Raw genomic sequence first — 19,157 nt, forward strand, 5'->3', positions numbered from 1 at the left:
TAAATAAAGAACAGGCGCAGCCGGTTCCTACCAGTCTCTCACCTCCAACTTCTAGCATCTAACTTCTGGTTAAAAGGGTAGGTGATTATTATGGACGCTAACCGTTTAACGCAAAAGTCTCGCGAGGCCCTGGCCGCGGCTCAGCAACTAGCGGCGGGCCGGCATCACCAGGAGGTAACTACCAGTCACCTTTTCCTGGCCTTGCTTGACCAGACCGAGGGCTTGGTGCCCCGCCTGCTGGACCAGGCCGGAGTAGACAGCCGGGAATTGCGCCGTCGGCTGGAAACCCTGCTGCAGAAGATACCCGCGGTGACGGGTGATGCGGGCTCCCTTTATCTCAGCCCGGCTCTGGCCCGGGTCCTGGACCGGGCGGCCAAGGAAGCCGAACAATTAAAAGACGATTATATCAGTGTGGAACACCTTTTGCTGGCCTTGCTGGAGGAAAGCGAGGGGGACTTAAAGGACCTCTGCCGGCGGGAGGGCGTTACCCGTAACGGCATCCTGGCGGCCCTGCGGGCCGTCCGGGGCTCCCAGCGGGTGACCAGCGACAACCCGGAAAATACCTATGAAGCACTGGAACGCTACGGCCGCGATCTGACCCGGTTGGCCGGGGAGGGTAAGCTCGACCCGGTCATCGGCCGCGATGACGAGATCCGCCGGGTGATCGAGATTCTCTCCCGGCGTACCAAGAATAACCCAGTCCTTATCGGCGAACCGGGGGTGGGCAAGACGGCCATCGTCGAGGGCCTGGCGCGGCGGATTGTAGCCGGTGATGTCCCCGAGGGCTTGAAAGGCAAGCGCGTCATCGCCCTGGATATGGGCTCCCTGGTTGCCGGCGCCAAGTACCGGGGCGAGTTCGAAGAGCGCCTGAAGGCGGTCCTCAAGGAGGTTCAGGAGGCGGCGGGGGGCATCATCCTCTTTATTGACGAGTTGCATACGGTAGTCGGTGCCGGGGCCGCCGAGGGGGCCATGGACGCCAGCAATCTCCTGAAACCCATGCTCGCCCGGGGTGAACTGCGGGCCGTCGGGGCGACGACCCTGGACGAGTACCGTAAACACATTGAGAAAGACGCCGCCCTGGAACGGCGTTTCCAGCCGGTTCTCGTCCAACCGCCCTCAGTAGAAGACACCATCTCCATTTTACGGGGCTTGAAGGAGCGCTACGAGGTGCACCACGGCGTCCGCATTAAGGATGCCGCTCTGGTGGCGGCCGCCACCCTGGCTGACCGTTACATCAGCGACCGCTTTTTACCGGATAAGGCCATCGATTTAATGGATGAAGCCATGGCCCGCCTGCGCACCGAAATCGACAGCATGCCCGTCGCCCTGGACGAGATCACCCGGCGGGTGATGCAGTTGGAGATCGAGGCCGCCGCCCTGCAAAAGGAAAAGGATACGGCCTCCATGGAAAGGTTGCAAAGAATCGAGAAAGAACTCCAGGACCTGAAGGGTGAGGCCGAGGCCATGAAGGCCCAGTGGCAGGTGGAGAAGCAAGCCATCGCCAGGGTGCGACAGCTCAAACGGGAAATCGAGGAAACCCGCACGGAGATCGAAAAGGCGGAACGAGAATATGACCTTAACCGCATGGCCGAACTGAAATACGGTCGCTTGCATGAACTGGAACGCCGGCTCAAAGGAGAGGAAGAACTTCTTGCCGGCAAGCAGAAGACCAACCGGCTGTTAAAAGAAGAGGTGGATGAGGAGGATATTGCCCGGACAGTCAGCCGCTGGACCGGCATCCCGGTTACCAGATTGCTGACAGGGGAGAAGGAGAAGCTGCTGCACCTGGAGGAGGAGCTGCACCGGCGGGTCATCGGCCAGGATGAAGCCGTCCGGGCGGTGGCCGAAGCCGTCCTGCGCGCCCGCAGCGGCCTGAAGGACCCCAACCGGCCAGTGGGGAGCTTCATTTTCCTGGGACCGACCGGGGTGGGCAAGACGGAACTGGCCCGCTCCCTGGCGGCGGCCCTCTTCGACGATGAACGCCAGATGATCCGCCTGGATATGTCGGAGTATATGGAGAAGCACACCGTTGCCCGTCTCATCGGCGCCCCGCCGGGTTATGTCGGTTACGACGAGGGCGGCCAGCTGACGGAAGCCGTTCGGCGCCAGCCCTATTGCGTGGTCCTCTTCGATGAAATCGAGAAGGCCCACCCCGATGTCTTCAACGTCATGCTCCAGATCCTGGATGACGGCCGCCTCACCGACGGCCAGGGCCGGACCGTAGACTTTAGAAATACCATCATTATCATGACCTCTAACCTGGGTAGCCAGGAGATCCTGGCCTTCCAGGAAAGGGGCGGCGATTTCACCGCCATGAAAAAGGGCGTCCTGGACCTGGTGCGCCGCCATTTCCGGCCCGAGTTTCTAAACCGAGTGGATGAGATCATCGTCTTCCAGGCTTTAAAACCGGACCAGCTGCGTCAGATAACTGCCCTGCTCCTGGAACGCCTGGCGGCCAGGCTGCAGCAAACCCTGCCGGGCAGCCTGCGTTGGGAGGATGCGGTTTTGACCTACCTGGCCAACAAGGGCTACGAACCGACCTACGGGGCGCGGCCGCTGAAAAGGGTCATCCAGCAGGAGGTCGAAACGCCCCTTAGCCGGAAGCTCGTCAGCGGTGAGATAAAACCCGGGGACAGCATAACTTTAACCGTCGCCCACGGTAACATCGATTTTACGGTGCAGTCCCTTGCAGGAACGGATACAGAAACAGCAAGTTAGGAAAGAAGGGTAAGTCAATGGAAGCCAATCCCCTAAACCTGATTAATTACGGTTTGTATATTGTCACTGCCCGTCAAGACAACCGCTTTAACGGCCTGGTGACGAATATCGTCTTCCAGGTAGCCGCCGAGCCTCCGACTGTATTGACAGGCATCAATACAGCCAACCTCACCCACGAGTATATTACCGGTTGCCAGGCCTTTAACGTCTCGATTTTAGCCGAAGACACCCCCCTCGCTTTGATCGAACGCTTCGGGTATAAGTCCGGAAGGCAGATCGATAAATTTGCCGGCTTGCGCTATGAACTGGGCCGGAATGGTATCCCCTATTTAATCGACCATACCCTTGCCTTCCTGGAAACCAGGGTCACCGGGTCCTTTACGGCCGGCAAGCAGACTATTTTTATCGGCCAGATAACCAACATGGGCGTTCTCCGGGAGGGGAGACCCCTGAGTACTTCCTATCATCAGCATGCGCACCGGTGGCCGGTTCCGAAAAATGCTTCTTTATATAACCCGGAGACCCTATATTTTGGCTAAGGCAGATCCTTATCGGCCCAGCGAAAGCCATCTTTTTGTACGCTAGCACCAATACAGTCTGGCTAAATGAAATGATACGCGCCAAATTACTAACAGAGCGATTACTAATAACCGGAGGCTTTATTTCCCCACTTCATGCGCGCCGGTTCGGTATTTGGCACCTGGGGAAAGATAATTGCTAAATATAGTTTTTGAAGGGAAGCGGCCTTTTCCTATAAGAAACGCTAAGAGCCGCCCATAGCGGCGAGATGTAACTTCCCACATCCATACTAGTCTAAAAGGAGGATTGAAGCTATGGCCATCGAAAGGTATCGTGGTGGTTTAACTCCCTGGAATCCCTTCCGCGAGCTGGAGGAACTCCGGGAGCGGATACTGGACCTCGCCAGCCCCCTGTTCCCCCTCAGCCGGCGGCCGGTGGCTGGTGAGGGTGGTGCCTGGGCTCCACCCATTGAGGTTTATGAAGAGAAGGATAAATATGTAATTAAAGCCGACCTGCCTGGCCTGAACAAAGAAGACATCGACGTAGCTGTCAGTAAAAACGTCCTGACCATTAAGGGCGAGCGCAAGGCGGAAAAGGAATGCCAGGAAAAAGACTACTATTATTGCGAGCGCTATTACGGCAACTTCCTGCGCAGCATCTCCCTGCCGGGGAGCGTAGACGCCGCTAAGATTGTCGCCACCTACAAAGATGGCATCCTGTCCCTAGAGTTACCCAAAGCGGAAGAGGAAAAAGAGAAAAAGATCGATATCAAGGTTGAATAACCAACCAGGAAAGGCCGCTTTCCTTTTTCTATTTTTCTTAATGATTCCACTGTGCAATCTAGTTTTGAGTTAAGTCGTTTTCGCCTTGATCTTGAATCTATAGCAATTGCTTTTAGCAAATGCAGCTCTTTTGTTAATGGTAAATGTTCAAAGGAGCTACCTCGTTGCTAAGAACGGGGTAGCTCCTTGAATAGGTGGGGCAGATTAGCGAGCCTCAGAACGGTGCACTATAAAACGGCTCGTAACTACTTAGGCACCCCTGCTCTTAATCGCTGCAGGCACCTTATGCCACTAGTCCTGCACATCCACGAGCGTCAATGATTTCCGTTTAAAAGGGTAACTGGTCCAGGCTGGCTGGGGGGTACAAGGCTTTATTCTTGCGCGGCCAGGGTATTAGTCCAAGGCCAGGTTAATGACCTCGGCCTTCACCCGTTCCAGGGCATTGAGCTCATCCTTAAATTGTTGGACCTGAGCTTCAGGAGCGCAGAGTTGCAGGATAATCAAACCATCATCACTGCAGGCTTCAGTTTCATGGAGTCCTAGGCGCGTCCGGATGATACAGCCGTATTTGGTGAGAATTTCTTGGACCCGGACCGCCGTTTCCCGCCGCTTGTCCACCAGAATGGCCATTACAGTTGGACAGGACATTCACCTCACCCCTTAATAATTGAGGGCTTGTAATTCAAAATACGCCTGAGGATGGGCGCAGGCCGGGCATACCTCCGGCGCGGCGTTGCCTTCGTGGATATAGCCACAGTTGCGGCACCGCCAGAATACCTTCCCGTCGCGTTTAAAAACACGGCCAGTTTCGATATTGGCCAGCAGGGCCCGGTAACGCTCCTCGTGGCCCCTTTCCGCCCGGGCGATGGCCCGCAGGACGGCGGCTATTTCGTTAAAACCTTCCTCCTCGGCGATACGGGCGAATTCAGGATACATAGTAGTATGTTCGTAATTCTCCCCGGCGGCGGCAGCCCCCAGGTTCACCGTCGTGCTGGCGATGGTACCGGCCGGGAAAGCGGCGCTAATCTCCACCTCGCCGCCCTCCAGAAATTTAAAAATACGTTTGGCATGCTCTTTTTCATTATCGGCCGTTTCCAGGAAGATGGCGGCGATCTGTTCGTAACCCTCTTTTTTGGCCTGGCTGGCAAAGTAGGTATAGCGGTTGCGCGCCTGGGACTCACCGGCAAAGGCTGTCAGCAGGTTCTTCTCCGTGCGGGTTCCCTTGAGGGCAGACATAGGAATCACTCCTTTTACTAATATTGAAGTTATTTTACCTTACCAAAGTTAGGAAGTCAAGGAAGACCTACTGTAATTGCTATAATCTCATGAGTAATGTTGCCAGGGCAACTGTAAACAACTTTCTGGGGCACCACGAGCCTAAAGGAGTGAAAGCAATAGCCAAAGAATTCGTCTTTTACTGCGTAACTAGGTGAACGACCTGCCAGAAAGCGAAAGCGTGGCTTTCCTGCCTTCGGTAGGGTGCTAATCCAGAAGCTTTTCGCCGCAGGTGGAGAAGAAGGGTAGCCGGGGGAATAATCAGCAAAGACCTGGGCCGAAAAAATTTTTATCAACCAGCAGGAAAAAGAGGATTGGCGCCGAATTGTAAACGCAAATAGTAACTCCTACTAAAAAAGGGTAACGGCACCGTAGCAAGGGACCGGCCTTCCAGGAGACTAACTATTTTACCCCATAATTATCAGCGAAAGGATCTGTTAGCATGGCTGATGCGAAGTTGTTGGCCCAATTGAATGAACAGGTAACCAGGGAATTCTATTCCGCTTACCTGTATCTGGCCATGGAGGCCTACCTGGCCAACCAGAACCTGGACGGCATGGCCCATTTCTTTTATGTCCAATTCCAGGAGGAGCTGGACCATGCCATAGGCCTGTTTAATTACGTCCACAAAATGGGCGGGCAGGTCACCCTGGGGGCGATCCCGCAACCGGAGGCTGCTTATCAGGATCCGGCGGCGGTATTTACAGCCGCCCTGGCCCATGAGAAAACCGTGACCGCCGCCTTTTACGAACTCTATGAGGCTGCCGTGACGGTCCGGGATCATACCACCAGTACCTTCCTGCAGTGGTATATCACCGAGCAGGCCGAGGAAGAGGAGACCCTGGTCAAGGTACTGCACAAGCTGGATCTCATTGGTAATGATGGTATGGGTTTGTTGATGTTGGATAATGAACTGGGCCAAAGGGTTTACACGCCGCCGGCAGGACTGCCGGGCGCCGGGCCTAAAAATCAATAGTGGCGGTTATACCAACCCTGGTAGTTTGACTGCCGGGGTTTTTGTTTTTACTTTGACGGGCCTTAACCCGGCGGGCAGGAAAATCCGGGTAAGGTGGCGAATAGCTACTTACGCGTAATAACCTTCAAGAAAGGGTGTGCCTGCCATTAATCGCTGTGTCGGGAAAAAGATCGCCACCTTGCTCTTATGTGTCAGTCCCCTGTTAGCCATGCCGGTGCCGGCTGTAGCCGCCGGGGAAGCCGTGAAGCTGGTGCTGGACAATAAACCCCTGGCCATACCGGCGGGGGACCAGGTGGCTTTTATAAAGGGGGACCGGACCTACGTTCCCCTGCGGATCATCAGCGAAAAACTCGGCGCCCGGGTGGAGTGGCAAGAGGCTGCTAACCGGGTCCTCATCACGACCCCTGACGCAGCGGCGGTAACATCCCCGGCTAATCCCGACCCGGTACCGGCAGCGGTACAGATCCTTATCGACGGCCGGATTTTACAAATCCCGGCCGGTTATGGCCAGCCCTACATAACCCCGGCGGGGCGCACGGTGGTCCCCCTGCGGGCAGTGGGTGAAGCCTTGGGCTGCGAGGTCAACTGGTTGGCGGCCAGTAATACAGTTGATATTAAATCCGCCACCTATAAGCTCCTGGCAGAATTGGCCGGGTACCGGACCAACCTGAAGTTGCTGGACGGGAAGGTTATCAATTCCACTGATCTGCTGCAGATGGACACCTCCACCTTCAGCCGGGAGCAGCTGCAGCAATTTGCCAAGTCCCTGGTAGAACTAAAGAAGTACGACCAGCAGGTCAAGCTGCCCGACGGTACAATATTAAATATGGCCGACGTCACCATCCAGGGGCCGGCAGTGGCCGGCGCCGCCCAGCTGCGGGCCTGGATTGAAGGGGAGAAGCCGCGCCTGCAGGCCAAGATGCGGCAAGAGTATAACCGGGACCTGCTCCCCATCCCCGATCTGGCGGATCTCTATATCCGCATCGGCGCCGAATACGGCATCCGGGGCGATATCGCCTTTGCCCAGGCGGCCAAGGAGACGTTCTACTGGCAGTTTACCGGCAGCGTCCAGCCCTCCCAGAACAACTACTGCGGCCTGGGGGCCACCGGTAGCCCCAACACCGGCCAGGAGCCCTTGAACGGCACCGACCCCACCAAAGTCCAGTTTGCTCCAGGCTTACACGGCGCCACCTTCGCCTCCCCGGAGGTGGGCGTCGAAGCCCACATCCAGCACCTTTACGCCTACGCCACCAATAAGCCCTTGCCCGCGGGCAAAAAACTCTACGACCCGCGCTTTAACCTGGTGCAGCGCGGTTCCGCCCCCACCTGGCAGGGGCTGAACGCCCGCTGGGCGGTTCCCGGTATAACCTATGGCCAGAGCATTATCGCCGACTACTGGCTGCAGGCCCTGGCAGTTAAATGAAATAAAGTGACTGTTGATGTAACCGGCCGGTTTGCGCGGGCCGGTTATTTGTTGCGGCCGGTAGGAAACCATAAGCTATCGCGCATATAGCGACTTTACAAGGACACTTAATGGCGCGAGGCACGTCTTACTGCTTCTAATCTTTGCCATCCCGGCATATGTTTTTACTAAAGGTATCTGTATGCAGCATGCTAATCTTAAAGCCCCCGCACCGGCGGGGGCTATGCTCAAAGGGACGCTACTGCTGCCGGGGTTGCTGCGCCTGCTGGAAGACCTTGTACTGGGGTTCCTGGCTTTCCAGGTAGTTGACCCGGCCCTTTAAGCCCTGGGCAATACTATCGAGCTGATTGGCGTAGTCGGTGAACTGCTTCTTGGCAGTTTTGTCCTCAGTCTGCAGGGCATAGGACTTCAGGTCGGCTACTGCGCCTTCCAGGCTGGTGAGGGTCTGGTGCATCTGGCTACCAATGGTCATTAGATGCAGCCTCCTTTGCAGTTTTGGTCCCTGTGCGTTTCTTAGTTTTACCCTGGCTGGAGGTAATAATAACGAACAATTTCTACCCGTTAGGGAGGTCTTGACCAAATTTGGTGGAAGGCATATAATAAAAACAAAAATTGGTCTTTTGGGTATAGCGGGGGGTGGTAGCTAACGTTAAAAACGTTGGTATCACCCTTTTGTGTTTTATTACTGGGGTAAAGGAGGTCTTGATCTTGAACTTGGCGGCAACTTATGTCGGCGAGAAGGTGCTGGAGCAGGGGGTAAAGTTGATTCTTCATAACCCCGAAAAGAATATCCCGCGCTTAATTAACTTGGCCGAAAAACTGGCCCGGGACCCCTACCACCGGGAGATGGTGGCAAACGTTAAAAAAGTGCTGGAGAATAAGGAAGGCAACTGGTACCAGTTTGCCCGGCGGTTGCTGACCACCACCCATCCCAATATTCGTCAGCGCCTGGCTATGGACTTCTTTATCAACTCCACTTTTGTCGGTGTGCCCCGGCAAAAGGAATGGGCGGCCAAGCTGGGGGTCGCGGTGCCCTGGGCTATCCTTATGGACCCGACGGAGAAGTGTAACCTTCATTGCCTGGGTTGCTGGGCGGGCGATTACCAGCGCACCCAGGAGCTGGATCTGGCGACCATGGACCGGGTGATTACCGAGGGAGAAAAGCTGGGCATTAATTTTATCGTCCTTTCCGGCGGCGAACCTCTGATGCGGCGGCAGGACATCATCCGCCTGGCGGAGAAGCACCCCGACCAGGTTTTCCACCTCTTTACCAATGGTACTTTAATTGACCGGTCCTTTGTGGACGATATGGTTCGCCTGGGCAACATTACTGTCGCCTTCAGCCTGGAAGGTTTTGAGGAAAAAACTGACTTACGCCGGGGTAAAGGCGTTTTTGCCCGGGTGATGCAGGCCATGGACCTCATGCGCGAGGCTGGTGTCGTCTATGGCGTCTCAGTCACTTACAGCCGCAACAATACCGAGGAGCTTGGTAGTGACGAGTTTATTGATATGCTGGTGGCTAAAGGCGTGGCCTTTGGCTGGTATTTCACCTATATCCCTATCGGCAAAGACGTCGATCTGGAGATGATGGCCACGCCGCAGCAACGGGCCTGGATGTTTGACCGTATCCAGTATTTTCGCCAGACCAAGCCCCTCTTCCTGGTGGACTTCTGGAACGACGGCGAGGCCAGCAACGGCTGTATCGCCGGCGGCCGGCGCTATTTCCACATCAACGCCGCCGGCGAGGTAGAACCCTGCGCCTTTGTCCACTACAGCACTTGCAATATCAAGGACGTCAGCCTAGTGGAAGCCCTGCAGAATCCCCTCTTTCGCGCCTACCAGGCGCGCCAGCCCTTTAACACCAACTTGCGCCGGCCCTGTCCCCTGATTGACAACCCGGCGATGCTGCGGGAGATGGTGGCCGAGTCCGGCGCCCGGGCGACCCAGGTCCACGCCGACGAGACGGCGGCGGAATTCGCCGCTAAGTTGGCCCCCTACGCCCGGGAGTGGGGCGAAGTCGCCGACCAGATTTGGCAAAAGCAAGGGCAAGCTGGTGCCGGGGCGGCGGTAGGTGCGGGCTGCCGGGCCCATTGACCAGGAGTCGTAGTGCCCCGGTCGCATTCCCCAGGACCCATTGAACAGGCCAGGGTAGGAATGGTAAAATGGCCTTAAAGGGAAGGCCCTTTAGGGTCATTTATTTTTTATGCCGCCCCGGTCACCGGCTAATACCCATGGGGGACAAGGGCGGGCCCTTCCCCTACATTTAATGGAAAGGCAAGTGGGAGGATTGACAGTCAAGAATCTAATCGAACTGGAGGCGGCCCTGCAGTTTAGCCGCCAGGAAACGCGGGATCTCTACCACCGTTATATCAACCCTGGCCTGGCCGGGATGCTGGGCCTGCTGGATTTTGACAAGGCCTATGTCCGGGCCGAAGGGCTGGCCGTCTGGGATCGGGAGGGTAAGCGTTACCTGGATTTCCTGGGCGGCTACGGCGCCCTGAATTTGGGCCATAACCCGCCGGCGGTCCTGGCGGCACTCAAAGAGGCCATGGGCCGGCCCAATTTACTTCAGGCCTCCCTGAACCCCCTGGCGGCGGCCCTGGCCCACAACCTGGCCCGGGTCACCCCTGGCGACCTGGAGCGGGTTTTTTTCAGCAACAGCGGTACTGAGACGGTAGAGGGCGCCCTGAAGCTAGCCCGGGCGGCCACCGGCCGGGAAAAGATTATTTACTGCCAGAATTCCTTTCATGGTAAGAGTTTTGGTTCCCTGTCCGTCACCGGGCGGGAGAAATACCAGCGTCCCTTCCGGCCCCTGCTGCCGGGCTGTGAGGCCGTTCCCTTTGACGACCTGGAGGCCCTGGAGGCCAAACTCGCCCGCCAGGACGCGGCCGCCTTTATCGTCGAGCCCATCCAGGGCGAGGGCGGGGTAATTGTCCCCCACGATGGTTACCTTAAAGGAGCACGGGCTCTCTGCGACCGCTACGGCAGCCTGCTGATTTTTGACGAGATCCAGACGGGCTTCGGTCGTACGGGTTATCTCTTTGCCTGCGAGCACGAAGGGGTAGTCCCGGACATTATGTGCCTGGCCAAGTCCCTGGGTGGCGGTGTCATGCCCATCGGTGCCTATATCGCCCGGGCTGCTGTCTGGGACAAGGCCTATGGCGGCATGGACAAAGCCCTGCTCCACACCTCCACCTTTGGCGGCAACAGCCTGGCGGCAGCCGCCGGCCTGGCGGCCCTGCAGGCCATCCTTGACCAGGACCTGGCCGGCCGGGCGGCGGCTAGGGGCGAGTATTTCCTGACGCGGCTACGGCAGCTCAAGGAAAAATACGATTTAATCAAGGACGTGCGCGGCCGCGGCCTGATTGTCGGTCTGGAGTTCAACCAGCCGGTGGGCGGACTGTTGGACAAACTAACCCGGGGCAAGGTCAACGAACTGGCGGGCGAGTACTTTGGCTCCCTGGTGGCGGGTGAGCTTCTAAATAAACATCAGATAATAACTGCTTATACCCTGAACAACCCCAACGTCATCCGCCTGGAACCGCCCCTGATCGTCAGCGAAGAGGAAATCGATTACGTGTTAAAAGCCCTGGAGAGTGTTATCCGCGGCCACGGCTTCCTGGGGGTAACCTTGAGCAGCACCAGGACCGCCCTGGGAGCCCTGTGGAAACGTAAATAGAACCTCACCCACCCCGGAGCCCTATCAGTACTTATAACCGGGCCTGGAATAAGGCCTACGAGCATATTTATTCGCATTTCCCGGCAGACTAACTAAAAAGTCACCGGGAGGTGCAATTAATCTTAACAATGCCGGAAAATGTTGTTGTTTATACCACACCGACCTGACCCAGCTGCGCCGCGGTGAAAGAGTATCTTTCCCAGCACGGCGTTAGTTACGAAGAAAAGGACATTACCAGGGATGAGCAAGCCCGCGCAGAGATGTACCGGCGTACGCGCCAGACGGCGGTGCCCACCCTGGTGGTAAACGGCCAGGTAATGGTCGGTTTCGATGCAACGCGCCTGCAACGGATCCTGCACTAAAAATTTTGTACTGGCCGGGGCCACGCCCCGGCCAATTTTTACTTTTTCGCGCCGCCCTAAGGTGCATAGATTGATGCCGGCAGGGAAAAATGATGAGCGGTTGATAGATTTTTGCAAAGGAGGCTGTCGTATGAGTTTGACCCAGGCGGAGCTCATGCAGCTCCGGGAGAACTTGAGCAACGAGATGCTCATGATCCAGAAGTTCGGAGCCTTTGCCGCCCAGTGTACCGATCCCCAGTTGCGGAATGTCCTCACGTCGGTGCAGCAGGCCCACCAGCGCCATTACAACACCCTGATCCGCCACCTGGGCGGACAGCAAATGATGTAGGGAGGGAAGTACATGCCTATTCAGGGATTTGACGACAAAACTATCTGCAGTGATTGCCTGGCTAGCGAGAAGCTCCTGACCAGTTGCTACAATACCGCTATTACCGAAAGCGCCAATGACCAGCTGCGGCGGGACTTTATGGCCGTCTACCAGGATGAACAGAACTGCCTGAAGGCAGTCTGGGATGTTATGCACGCCCGGGGCTGGTACCAGCTCGATATGGCCAACCAGCAGGAGATTAGCCAGTTGTCCCAAAGGATGCAACAGGAGCACCAGCGCCTGCAGCAGGGCGGTATGACGGGTGGCTTCAATATGGGGCAAGCCGGCATGGGTGGCATACCCCAGTACAGGATTTAACCGGCAATGGATAGAAGCTCAAGTAAACCCCGGATCTCCGGGGGTTACTTTTTGACTGCTTCTGTCGCGGTGCTTTCTCTGAAAGCCGGCTTCCCTGCCGGTAAACTAGCCCCGCTGCCCCTCCCGGCGGCTGTAGGGGAGAGGCACGTACTGGACCGAAGGCCGGCGGCCGGCCGGCTGGGGGTAGAGTTCCATGAGCTGGTATACCTCCCGGGGCAGGCCGGCTTTTACCGGTAACCCCATGGCGGTTAATTCTTCGACACCAATGGGGTAGTCGTGGGTCCAGCGACCCTCGCTTAGGGTCGTAGCCAGTTCCTCGGCCCGCTGCCTCTCCATTTTTTCCGCCAGAAGCTCTACCAGGCTCTCCCGCACCTGCTTCATGGCCTTGCGGGCGATATCCGCCAGGATGAGGGTGCGGTCATCGATTTTATTTTTATCCTTTTCCTCGATAACCTTGATTATGGAGGCGGCCGGGTACTCACCCAGCTGGGGGTCCACCGGCCCCAGGACGGCGTTTTCGTCCATGACAATCTCATCGGCCGCCAGGGCGATGAGGGTGCCCCCGGACATGGCATAGTGGGGCACGTAGACGGTTACTTTGGCCGGGTGCTTTAAGATGGCGTGGGCGATCTGTTCGGCTGCCAGGACCAGGCCGCCGGGGGTGTGCAGAACCAGGTCAATGGGCATATCTTCGGGTGTTAAGCGAATGGCCCGCAGGATTTGTTCGGAATCCTCAATGTTGATATAGCGGCTCAGGGGAATACCCAGGAGGCTCAAGGCCTCCTGGCGGTGGATGAGGGTAACCAGGCGGGAGTTTCGCTTTCTTTCAAAGGTCCTGATGAGATGCAGGCGGGTAGCTTCGATACGCCGCTGGTGCAGCATGGGCAAGAAAGCCATGATAAAGAAGATAATCCAGATGATATTCAGGAAATCCACGGCCGGGAAACCTCCTTCAAAATGAGATGTGAGAAATGCAAAATTAGAGGTGGGAGGTTGTCAGTTTATTATTCCCTCCTGGCACCAATATATGCCAGAGGTTTACGGAGAGCACCGGGGAGGTGTTATTTTTACCTGGAGTTAAATACAGCCATTCATTATACTCGTCAAATTTACGACTATGCCGAACAAAAAGGCTTCTGGTATAGCAGGAATACCAAATAAAATAGCGAATTCTTAACATGTAAAGTAAAAGGGGAACGTCATTCGGTTATGTCGAATATTGCGAGCCGTATTAGGGTGGTTTTGCGGCATTAAATATTGTATACTTAAATCAACGAACATTATTCGAAATAGCCGAATGGAGGCCATTCCCAATGACAGTAAAAAAACCGGAGAAGCAAAACCGCTCGCCCCAGATTCGCTCCCTGGCCAAGGCTTTGATGATCCTGGATCTCCTGGCGGCCCGCCAGGGGGAGATGTCCCTGGCCGAGATAGCCCGGGAGTTGGATCTGCCCAAGAGCACCCTGCACGGGCTACTCTCTACCCTGCGGGACTTCGGTTACATCGAGCAATCGGCCTTCGACGGTCGCTATCGGCTGGGTGTCCACCTCTTCGAAATTGGTAACGCCGTTGCCAACAACTGGGACGTCCGCCGGGTGGCAGCCCCTTATATCCAGCACCTGGTAGAAGAACTCGAGGAAACAGTGCACCTGGTTATCCTGGATAAAGGCGAAGTCCTCTATATTGATAAGCGGGAGAGCCGCCAATCCCTGCGTATTGTTTCCCAGGTGGGCATGCGCCTGCCGGCCCACTGCACCGGCGTAGGTAAGGTTCTCCTGGCTTACCTGCATCCTGCCCGGGTGCGGCAGATTGTCGCCGCTAAAGGATTAACCCGTTATACCAAAAACACCATTACTGATTTAAACCGGTTAGAAGCAGAGCTGACCCGGATACGGCAACTAGGTTATGCCGTAGATAATGAAGAGATCATGGAGAGCCTGCGGTGCGTGGCCGCGCCCCTAAGGGATCACAACGGCCAGGTCTGTGCCGCTATCAGCGTCTCCGGTCCGGCCGCCAGGATGGAAGGGGAAAGGATGCAGCTGGCCATCGAGCATCTTACCCGGACGGCGGCGGAGATTTCCGCCGGGCTGGGTTACCGGCCCGCTTTGGGAGGTGACGCCAGTGGAGCTTAGGGAATTCCTCTTTGCCCCCCTGGAGGGGCAGGAGTTTACTTTCAAGATAACGGCCCGGGAAAAGGGGATTTTCTCCGGAGCCGGGCGGCTGGAACAGGAGGCGGCTAAACTGGGCCTTCAGGCTAAGCTCCTGGTCACCGAAGGAGAAACCCTGGAACCGGGAAGATGCCTCCTCCGTGGCCGGGGCCGGGCGGCAGAAATCATCCTGGCTGAGGAAATGCTCCCCGGCCTTATCGGCAAGCCCTCCGGGGTAGCCACGGCGGCAGCCACTTTTGTCCGCCGGGCCGCCGGGCGCCTGAAGATAGTCTGCGGTGCCTGGAAGAAAGTAGCCCCGGAAATAAGGCCTGACCTGCGCCGGGCCATAGCCACCGGCGGGGCCGGGGTGCGCATCACTGAGCGGCCCTTTATCTACCTGGACAAAAACTACGTCCGCCTCCTGGGCGGTGTCGGCCCGGCCGTCGCCCGGGCCCGGGCCTACGACCCGGAAAGGATCATCACTGTTCAGCTCCGGGGTGAACGCCAACCGGTTGCAGCTGAGGCTGTGGCGGCCGCCAGAGCGGGAGCGGGCATTCTGATGGTGGATACCGGGAGCCTGCGGGACCTGGAAGCAGTGGTGGCCGTAGCCCGGTCCGGCGGGTGGCGGGAGCAAGTGCAGATAGCCTTTGCCGGCGGCGTTACCCAGGAGGAACTGGAAGCGGTTATCGCCACCGGCGCCGACATCGTTGACGTTGGCCGGGCCATCATTGATGCGCCCCTGCTGGACCTGAGCCTGGATGTCGAGCAGGTCAAGGTCAAGCCGGTGCAAGGCAACAATCAGATAGATAAAAACAGATAAAACCATGGCAATTTCCTATGATTTCAACTGGAAAGGATCAGAATGGAGCATTGGTAAGGGAAAGGAGGGAGAAATCCCATGGAATGGGATTTGCTGGAGAAAACAACCTTCTGGATCGACGACATCGACCTGGCTGGCGCTGATTTAGGTCTGGTGGCCGCCGTTGCCGCCGCCGCCCTGGAACTGCTGGCGCAAGAAGTAATGGTTGTCGACGTGCGCCCAGGCCTGGTGGCCTTCGACATCCTCAGGCGCCGGGTAAAAGCCGAAGCCGTAGCCGGCAAAGAGGGGGAAATCCTGCGACACCTGGCCGGATTGCCCGGCGTAACCCTGGGGCCGGAGGCGGCCGTCCACTCCGAAGGCGTCCTGGGCCTCATCGCCCTGGAACCGGAAGAGGCCGCCCGGGTGTTGGAAAAGTCGGCAACCCTGGCGAGGGATATCAGCCAGGCCGTGGCCCGGCGGGCCATGGTCTTTGCCTCCGGGGCCGAGGTCATCGCCGGGAAAATTAAAGATACCAACTCACCCTATATCCTGGCGGCCCTGGAAAAGGCCGGTTATCAGGCCCGCTTCGGCGGTATCCTGCCGGATGACGTCGTCGCGGCAGCCAACCGCCTGGAAGGAGCCCTGGAGGAAGGCTACGGCCTGATTATCACCACCGGCGGTGTCGGCGCCGAGGATAAAGACTTTAGCGTCGAAGCCATCTTGCGCCTGGACCCGGAGGCCAGTACCCCCTGGATCCTGAAGTTTAAACCCGACTATCGCCGCCACCACAAAGAGGGAGTGCGCATCGCCGTCGGCCAGGTCGGGCAGGCCGGCCTGGTAGCCCTGCCCGGACCCCACGAGGAGGCCCGCCTGGGTTGCGACCGGCTGCTGGCCGGCTTAGAGCAGGGCCTGGAAGGCGCCCACCTGGCCGAGTATATCGCCGGCGCCCTCCGGGAACGCTGGCGCAGCATGGTCAGTTAGAACCTGTTTTCAAAGGAGGTTACCAACATGAATTACCAGGCCATAGCTGCCGAGCTCCTGGCAGCCGAAGCCAGCTGCCGGCCGCTAGAACCCCTTACCGGGACCTACCCGGAGCTGACGGTAGAAGACGCCTACCATATCCAGCTCGAGGGTATCAAAACCAAGATCGCCCGCGGCAGCAAGGTCATCGGTAAAAAGATCGGCCTGACCAGCAAGGGTATGCAGCAGCTGCTGGGAGTTAACGAACCTGATTACGGTCACCTGCTGGATAATATGCTCCTCCTGGAAGGCGAGCCCTGCCGGCGGGAAGAGCTATTGTGGCCGCGGGTCGAGGGCGAGATGGCCTTCATCCTCAAAGACACCCTCAAAGGCCCCGGGGTAACCATCGCTGACGTCTACCGGGCCACGGAAGGCATTATGCCGGCCTTCGAAATCGTCGACAGCCGCATCCGCGACTGGAAGATTAAACTACCGGATACCATTGCCGACAACGCCTCCAGCGCCCGCCTGGTCCTGGGCAGCCGGATGGTCCCCATCAAAGATCTGGACCTGCGCCTGATCGGCATGGTCCTGGAAAAGAACGGTGAGATGGTGAGCAGCGGCGCCGGAGCCGCCGTCTGGGGCCACCCGGCGGCCGCCGTAGCCTGGCTGGCCAACAAGCTGGCTGCCTTCGACATCGCCCTGGAAGCCGGGGAGATCATCCTCTCCGGAGCCGTCACCGCCGCCGAGAACGCCCAGGCTGGCGACGTCTTCACCGTTTCCTTCCACGGCCTGGGGAGCCTAAACCTGAGGTTTGTTTAGAGTAGAGTTACCAGGCGCATATCTGTGGTTTAAAAGCGCATGGCATAAAGTAGTGCCTAAAAGCAACCCGCCACCACCAGATATATAGCATTATGTTAACAAGGGGATGTGAGTGTGGACAAAGTAAAAGTGGCCGTCATCGGCCCGGGCAACATCGGTTCCGACCTGATGTACAAGATCCTGCGCAGCCAGCACCTGGAGATGGCCCTTATGACCGGCATCATCGAGTCCGAGGGCATCAAACGGGCGCGCCAGATGGGTATCAAGACCTCTATCCAGGGGGTGGAGGCCGTCCTGGCCGAGGAGGATATAAAAATCGTCTTCGACGCTACCGGGGCCAGGCCCCACCTGCAGCACGCGCCGCTTTTAAAAGAAGCCGGCAAGATCGCCATTGACCTGACACCGGCGGCAGTAGGTCCCTACGTGGTACCTTGTGTCAACCTGGACCAGGTCAAAGCCGAGCCCAATCTCAATATGGTCACCTGCGGCGGCCAGGCTACGGTACCCATCGTTTACGCCATCAGCCGCGTGGCCGGGGCCAGGTATGCGGAGATTGTCGCCTGCATCGCCTCCAAGAGCGCCGGGCCGGGCACCCGCCAGAACATCGACGAGTTCACCCAGACTACGGCCAAAGCCCTGGAAGTCGTTGGCGGGGCCCGGAAAGGCAAAGCCATTATCATCTTGAACCCGGCTGAACCCCCCATCATGATGACCAACACCGTCTACGTCAAGGTCGAAAGGGTGGATGAAAGGGCTATCCGCGCTTCGGTAGAGGAAATGGTAAAAGAGATCCAGGCCTACGTACCCGGTTACCACCTGCGGGTGCCACCGCTGATCGATGGCGATAAGGTAACGACCATTATCCAGGTCGAAGGGGCCGGTGACTTCCTCCCTAAATACTCCGGCAACCTGGACATCATTACCTCAGCATCCGTGGCTACAGCCGAAAAAATAGCCCAGCAAATGCTGCTGGCAAAGGAAGTGGTAGCATGAGTGCCAACACGTTTATCCACCTGGTCGACACCACCCTGCGCGACGGCAGCCATGCCGTCAGCCACCAGTTTACGCCCGAGCAGGTAGCCGCCATTGCCGGCGGTCTGGACGCGGCCGGGGTGGAGTATATCGAGGTTTCCCACGGTGACGGCCTGGCCGGTTCTTCCTACAACTACGGCTGGGCCACCCTAAGCGATGAAGTGATGCTCCGGGCGGCGGCCGGGGCTATCAAGAAGGGGAAACTAACCGTCCTGCTCCTGCCGGGCATCGGCACCATTGAAGACCTGCAGCTGGCAGCCGGCTGTGGCGCTAAAGTCGTCCGGGTGGCCACCCACGTCACCGAAGCCGACGTCGGCGAGCAGCACATCGGCCTGGCCAAGAAAATGGGGATGATGGCCGTCGGTTTTCTCATGATGTGCCATATGGTGCCACCGGAAAAAGTGGTCGAGCAGGCTAAACTCTTTGAGTCCTATGGCGCCGACTATATCAACGTCGCCGACTCGGCCGGAGCCATGTTACCGGAAGACGTCAAGGCGCGGGTGGGTGCCGTGGTCGAAGCCGTCAAGATTCCCGTCGGCTTTCATGCCCACAACAACCTGACCCTGGCCACGGCCAACTCCCTGGCCGCCTTAGAAGCGGGGGCGACCTATCTGGACGGAGCCCTGCGGGGCCTGGGAGCCGGGGCCGGCAATGCCCAGACAGAGGCTTTAGTTGGTGTTCTGGACAAGCTGGGGTACCGGGCTGGTGTTGATTTCTACAAAATCATGGATGTGGCTGAAGACATCGTCGAGCCTATCATGCACCGGCCCCAGGTAGTGCGTAACGCCCCGCTCATGCTGGGCTATGCCGGTGTTTACTCCAGTTTCCTATTGCATACCTACCGGGCGGCGGAGAAATTCCACCTTGACCCCCGGGACATCCTGGTAGAACTGGGAAGGAGGCGGATGGTTGGCGGCCAGGAAGACATGATTGTCGACGTAGCTTATCAACTGGCACAAGGGAAAGGAGGAGCTTAAG

20 protein-coding genes are annotated in these 19,157 nt (G+C 57.7%); 16 read left to right on the forward strand and 4 right to left on the reverse strand.

Annotated elements, in window-relative coordinates:
- Window positions 1–90 precede the first annotated feature (90 nt).
- The 3 genes from clpB (at window position 91) to SDD30_RS10630 (ending at window position 4,019) form a co-directional block, all read left to right on the forward strand.
- Window positions 91–2,718, forward strand: a complete 2,628-nt coding sequence (gene clpB / locus SDD30_RS10620) for an ATP-dependent chaperone ClpB (RefSeq protein WP_434074895.1) — start codon at window positions 91–93, stop codon at window positions 2,716–2,718.
- Between the two features lie 17 nt (window positions 2,719–2,735).
- Window positions 2,736–3,257, forward strand: a complete 522-nt coding sequence (locus SDD30_RS10625) for a flavin reductase family protein (RefSeq protein ID WP_434074896.1) — start codon at window positions 2,736–2,738, stop codon at window positions 3,255–3,257.
- 294 nt (window positions 3,258–3,551) lie between these two features.
- Window positions 3,552–4,019: an Hsp20/alpha crystallin family protein gene (locus SDD30_RS10630; protein ID WP_434074897.1), complete on the forward strand. Its 468-nt coding sequence runs from the start codon at window positions 3,552–3,554 to the stop codon at window positions 4,017–4,019.
- 393 nt (window positions 4,020–4,412) lie between these two features.
- Here SDD30_RS10630 and SDD30_RS10635 read toward each other — a convergent pair whose 3' ends face one another.
- Both SDD30_RS10635 and rbr read right to left on the reverse strand, forming a co-directional pair.
- Window positions 4,413–4,667 (reverse strand): CPF_0552 family protein, encoded by a 255-nt coding sequence (locus SDD30_RS10635; RefSeq protein WP_434074898.1) that lies wholly within the window; start codon window positions 4,665–4,667, stop codon window positions 4,413–4,415.
- A gap of 12 nt (window positions 4,668–4,679) precedes the next feature.
- Window positions 4,680–5,255, reverse strand: a complete 576-nt coding sequence (gene rbr, locus SDD30_RS10640) for a rubrerythrin (protein WP_434074899.1) — start codon at window positions 5,253–5,255, stop codon at window positions 4,680–4,682.
- 481 nt (window positions 5,256–5,736) lie between these two features.
- On the opposite strand from rbr, the gene SDD30_RS10645 reads away from it, so the two are divergent.
- Complete coding sequence (locus SDD30_RS10645) at window positions 5,737–6,270, forward strand: ferritin (RefSeq protein WP_434074900.1); 534 nt, start codon at window positions 5,737–5,739, stop codon at window positions 6,268–6,270.
- 136 nt (window positions 6,271–6,406) lie between these two features.
- Window positions 6,407–7,693 carry a stalk domain-containing protein gene (locus tag SDD30_RS10650; protein ID WP_434074901.1) on the forward strand — a complete coding sequence of 429 codons (1,287 nt, stop codon included), beginning with the start codon at window positions 6,407–6,409 and terminating at the stop codon, window positions 7,691–7,693.
- A 238-nt stretch (window positions 7,694–7,931) separates the two neighbouring features.
- Here the strand turns inward: SDD30_RS10650 and SDD30_RS10655 are convergent, their stop codons facing one another.
- The gene (locus SDD30_RS10655) at window positions 7,932–8,165 is read right to left on the reverse strand and encodes a DUF1657 domain-containing protein (RefSeq protein ID WP_434074902.1); all 234 of its coding nucleotides are present in this window, start codon (window positions 8,163–8,165) and stop codon (window positions 7,932–7,934) included.
- A 236-nt stretch (window positions 8,166–8,401) separates the two neighbouring features.
- On the opposite strand from SDD30_RS10655, the gene SDD30_RS10660 reads away from it, so the two are divergent.
- The 5 genes from SDD30_RS10660 (at window position 8,402) to SDD30_RS10680 (ending at window position 12,419) form a co-directional block, all read left to right on the forward strand.
- Window positions 8,402–9,787: a radical SAM protein gene (locus tag SDD30_RS10660; protein ID WP_434074903.1), complete on the forward strand. Its 1,386-nt coding sequence runs from the start codon at window positions 8,402–8,404 to the stop codon at window positions 9,785–9,787.
- A 193-nt stretch (window positions 9,788–9,980) separates the two neighbouring features.
- On the forward strand, window positions 9,981–11,372 hold the full coding sequence (locus SDD30_RS10665) for an aspartate aminotransferase family protein (RefSeq protein ID WP_434074904.1): 1,392 nt from the start codon (window positions 9,981–9,983) through the stop codon (window positions 11,370–11,372).
- A gap of 128 nt (window positions 11,373–11,500) precedes the next feature.
- Window positions 11,501–11,734 (forward strand): glutaredoxin family protein, encoded by a 234-nt coding sequence (locus SDD30_RS10670; protein WP_494517271.1) that lies wholly within the window; start codon window positions 11,501–11,503, stop codon window positions 11,732–11,734.
- A 130-nt stretch (window positions 11,735–11,864) separates the two neighbouring features.
- Entirely contained in the window at window positions 11,865–12,062 is a 198-nt protein-coding gene (locus tag SDD30_RS10675) for a spore coat protein (RefSeq protein WP_434074905.1), read from the forward strand.
- A 12-nt stretch (window positions 12,063–12,074) separates the two neighbouring features.
- Window positions 12,075–12,419: a spore coat protein gene (locus tag SDD30_RS10680; RefSeq protein WP_434074906.1), complete on the forward strand. Its 345-nt coding sequence runs from the start codon at window positions 12,075–12,077 to the stop codon at window positions 12,417–12,419.
- A 105-nt stretch (window positions 12,420–12,524) separates the two neighbouring features.
- Here the strand turns inward: SDD30_RS10680 and SDD30_RS10685 are convergent, their stop codons facing one another.
- On the reverse strand, window positions 12,525–13,355 hold the full coding sequence (locus SDD30_RS10685) for an SDH family Clp fold serine proteinase (RefSeq protein WP_434074907.1): 831 nt from the start codon (window positions 13,353–13,355) through the stop codon (window positions 12,525–12,527).
- Window positions 13,356–13,732: 377 nt separating this feature from the next.
- On the opposite strand from SDD30_RS10685, the gene SDD30_RS10690 reads away from it, so the two are divergent.
- From SDD30_RS10690 to dmpG, 6 genes are all read left to right on the forward strand, one after another.
- Window positions 13,733–14,551 carry an IclR family transcriptional regulator gene (locus SDD30_RS10690; protein WP_434074908.1) on the forward strand — a complete coding sequence of 273 codons (819 nt, stop codon included), beginning with the start codon at window positions 13,733–13,735 and terminating at the stop codon, window positions 14,549–14,551.
- Window positions 14,541–15,386: a beta/alpha barrel domain-containing protein gene (locus SDD30_RS10695; RefSeq protein WP_434074909.1), complete on the forward strand. Its 846-nt coding sequence runs from the start codon at window positions 14,541–14,543 to the stop codon at window positions 15,384–15,386. The genes SDD30_RS10690 and SDD30_RS10695 overlap by 11 nt, the downstream gene beginning before the upstream one ends.
- Before the next feature lie 78 nt (window positions 15,387–15,464).
- On the forward strand, window positions 15,465–16,346 hold the full coding sequence (locus SDD30_RS10700; protein WP_434074910.1) for a molybdopterin-binding protein: 882 nt from the start codon (window positions 15,465–15,467) through the stop codon (window positions 16,344–16,346).
- A gap of 27 nt (window positions 16,347–16,373) precedes the next feature.
- Entirely contained in the window at window positions 16,374–17,147 is a 774-nt protein-coding gene (locus tag SDD30_RS10705) for a 2-keto-4-pentenoate hydratase (RefSeq protein WP_434074911.1), read from the forward strand.
- 114 nt (window positions 17,148–17,261) lie between these two features.
- Entirely contained in the window at window positions 17,262–18,140 is an 879-nt protein-coding gene (locus SDD30_RS10710) for an acetaldehyde dehydrogenase (acetylating) (RefSeq protein WP_434074912.1), read from the forward strand.
- A complete protein-coding gene (gene dmpG, locus SDD30_RS10715; protein WP_434074913.1) occupies window positions 18,137–19,156 on the forward strand; it encodes a 4-hydroxy-2-oxovalerate aldolase in 1,020 nt (339 codons plus the stop codon). Before SDD30_RS10710 ends, dmpG begins: the two co-directional genes overlap by 4 nt.
- The last annotated feature ends 1 nt before the right edge of the window (window position 19,157 follow it).

Origin of the sequence: Moorella naiadis (nom. illeg.) (assembly GCF_051020825.1) — a bacterium.
GTDB classification, from domain to species: Bacteria; Bacillota; DSM-521; order Neomoorellales; family Neomoorellaceae; genus Neomoorella; species Neomoorella naiadis.